At 66.2% G+C, this 3,119-nt stretch carries 3 protein-coding genes and 1 pseudogene; all 4 read left to right on the forward strand.

Annotation, left to right across the window (positions count from 1 at the left end; translation table 11 throughout):
- The coding region (locus tag B2W70_RS05400) for a phosphate ABC transporter substrate-binding/OmpA family protein (RefSeq protein ID WP_286743633.1) at window positions 1–967 on the forward strand (967 nt) is incomplete at its 5' end.
- Entirely contained in the window at window positions 964–1,761 is a 798-nt protein-coding gene (locus B2W70_RS05405) for an ABC transporter permease (RefSeq protein ID WP_286743635.1), read from the forward strand. The genes B2W70_RS05400 and B2W70_RS05405, both read left to right, overlap by 4 nt.
- Window positions 1,758–2,606 (forward strand): ABC transporter ATP-binding protein, encoded by an 849-nt coding sequence (locus tag B2W70_RS05410; protein WP_286743636.1) that lies wholly within the window; start codon window positions 1,758–1,760, stop codon window positions 2,604–2,606. Before B2W70_RS05405 ends, B2W70_RS05410 begins: the two co-directional genes overlap by 4 nt.
- Window positions 2,603–3,119 (forward strand): annotated as a pseudogene (locus B2W70_RS05415) (hypothetical protein); the annotation flags it as partial. The gene B2W70_RS05410 and the pseudogene B2W70_RS05415, both read left to right, overlap by 4 nt.

Consider the following 3,119-nt stretch of genomic DNA (forward strand, 5'->3'; position numbering starts at 1 on the left):
GGGCGACGTGGACGCCGCCGTCCTGTGGGACCCTGACCTGTCGCTGGCCCTGCGCGACGTCAAGGGCGCCCACGTCGTGTATTCGACCAAGACGGCCACCAACCTGATCTACGACGTGATCGTGTGCGATCAGCGCGAGCTCAAGAAGCCCGAGAACGAAGCGGTCTTTCAGAAATTCGTCGATGGCTGGCTGCAAGGCGTGAAGGTGGCGAAGGCCAACCCCGATCAAGCCGTTGAAGGCCTCATCAATTCGATGGAGTTCTTCAAGGTGCTGGCCGGCACCGAAGGCAAGCCCTTCCTCAAGCAGTTGTTCGGCAACGTCGTCTGGACCGACCTGTCCGACAACGCCCGCGTGCTGGGCCTGGTCGGTGGCGTGAACCACTACGAGCGCGTCTACGCGCGCTTCGACCAGATCTACCGCGGCGCCGGCGCCCTGGCCAACCCCAACTCCCCGGTGATCCCCGCCCAGGAGAGCTTTGACCTGCGCTTCATCAAGGCTGCGCTGGCCAAGGACACGGCGGCCAAGGTCGAGGCCGCCAAGCCCCAGGCCGAGTTCACGGACACGGGCCGCGCCAGTGCCATGGCCAGCCCGGCTGCGGTCACCAAGCCGGTGGCCGTCAACTTCAGCTCCGGCTCCAGCGAGTTGACCAAGCGCGCGCAACGTGTCATCGACACCGAGATGATCCCCTTCATCGAGAACAACGGCAGCGCTTACTTCGAGCTCAGCGGCAACACCGACAGCGTCGGTTCGGCCAACACCAACCAGGCCCTCTCGATGGCGCGCGCCAAGGCCGTGGCGGAGTACCTGGAAAAGCAATGGGAGATCCCCAAGGCACGGTTGCGCGTCGTGGGCTTTGGCCCCACGCGCCCGCTGTGTGACGAGGCCAACCCTGGCTCAGCCGGCATGAACCTCGACGAGTGCCGTGCCCTGAATCGCTCCACTCGCTTGGCCGTGTTCGCGAAGTGAACGATTTCTGGAACCCCTACCTGCGCCTGCCCCGGGCGCAACAACGCTGGCTCGCGCTCGCCTCGGTGCTGACCGTGCTGCTCGTTTGGGCAGCGGTGTCGGCCTCGGGCCTGCTCAGCAAGAACCAGCTGCCTTCTCCGATGGCCGTGGGCGAAGCCTTCGCCTACCTGGCCTGGTACGAAGGCCGCAGCCAGCTGGGCGTGGCCACGATGTGGTCCGTCGGACGCGTGGCGGTGGCCTCCGCGCTGGTGATGCTGATCGGCATCCCGCTGGGGGTGTTGATGGGCGCGTCGCCGCGCATCAACGCCGTGCTGTCTCCATTGATCGACCCCTTCCGCTCGGCCCCGGTGGCTGCCCTGTTGCCCATCATGGTGATGTGGTTCGGCATCGGTGAATTCATGAAGATCGCCTTCCTGTTCGTGGGCTCGATCGTCTACCTGACGCCCCTGGTGCGGGACGCGGTGCGCGCCGTTCCCGAGGGCTACCTCACGAGCGCGCGGGACATCGGCGCCACGCCGTGGGAATGCGTGACCAAGGTGCTGCTGCCCCTGGCCATGCCCCGCATCATGGACGCGGTCATCGTGGGCGTGTCGGTCAGCTGGACCTACATCACCGTGGCCGAGTACGTGAACGCGCAGGAGGGCCTGGGACAGTTGATCGCCAACGCCCGGCGCCTGAGCGCGATGGACCAGGTCTTCGCCGGCATCATCGTGATCATCGGGGTGGCGCTGGCCACCTACCAGCTGCTGATGTGGCTCAAGACCAGCATGTTCAAGTGGGAGACCAAAGCGTGAACGCCCCCACTGCAACGGCCAAGCTGCCGCCGCCCATGGTCGAGGCCATCGACATCGTTCAGAACTACGCGCAACCCGATGGCTCGACGCTGTGCGTGCTCGACAACGTCAGCCTCAGGTTCGAGCGCCCCGGCATCAACATGCTGCTGGGGCCTTCGGGCTGCGGCAAGTCCACGCTGCTGAAGATGCTGGGTGGTGTGCGCCCCTGGAACGTCAAGACCCCTTCTTCAGGCCAGATCAAGATCGAAGGTGCCTTGTGCGAAGACGCGCACCCGGACACCGTGATGGTCTTCCAGCACTACAACAACCGGCCTGACCTGACGGTGCGCGAGAACGTGCTCTACCCGTTCCAGTTCCATGAGTGGAAGCGCCGGGTCAGCCGCCAGGAGGCCGAAGCCCGCGTGGACGCCATGCTGGAAGAGGTGGGCCTGAGCGACAAGCGCGACCAGTACCCCTCGCAGCTGTCGGGCGGGCAGAACCAGCGCGTGGCCCTGGCCCGGGCCCTGGTGCTTCGCCCCAAGGTCTTGCTGATGGACGAGCCCTTTGGTGCCCTCGATGCCCAAACCCGCTCGGCCATGCAGACCCTGCTGGTCAGGCTGCACCAGGCCCACCCCTGCCTGATCGTCTTCGTGACCCACGATGTCACCGAGGCCTTGCTGCTGGGTGACCGGGTCATCGTGTTGTCGACGCAACCGGCCAAAATCATCGACGACTTCCAGATCCCCAAGCTCCAGCCTCGCAGCAGCGAATGGCTGATGGGCGCCGAGGTGCGCGAATGGCATGACCGCGTCGTCGGCCACCTGCGCGCCAGCGGGGGGCGTGGTTCCTTGCGGGTGAGCGTGTGAGCGACCAACCTCGTTACTGGCTGGAATTCCTCAAGCACCCCAGGAACCAGCTGGTGGCCGCTGGCGTTGCCGGCGTGTCGGTGATGCTGTCCTTTCCCTGGGGCGGCGACGCGCTGATCCTCGGCGGTCTGGCCCTCGCGGCCATCGAGGTCCTGGGCCTGGCGGTGGTGCCGGGTCTGCCTTCGTTCCAGCAGGCGGTGAACCGCCGATCACGGGTGACGGCGCGCGAAGATCGCCGTCAGCGGCTGCTGCGGGAGATCGACATCCACGGCGGCTCGCGCTACCTCTCGCAATACCAGACGATGTGGAACCGGGTGCAGTCGCTCTACCGCACGGCGGGCGACGCCAGCACCCGGCTGTCGCCAGCCGAGGTGGAGCAGCTCGACGACCTGACGGTCAACTACCTGACCCTTTGCCTGAGCGACGCGGTCATGAGCTCGTCGTCCAACGAGCAGTTGCTCGAGGGCGTTCGCAAGAAGTTGGCCGCCGTCGAGCGCCGCCTGGCCAACGCCG

It is taken from the genome of Aquabacterium sp. UBA2148, assembly GCF_002328915.1.
In the GTDB taxonomy this organism is placed as follows: Bacteria; Pseudomonadota; Gammaproteobacteria; order Burkholderiales; family Burkholderiaceae_C; genus Aquabacterium; species Aquabacterium parvum.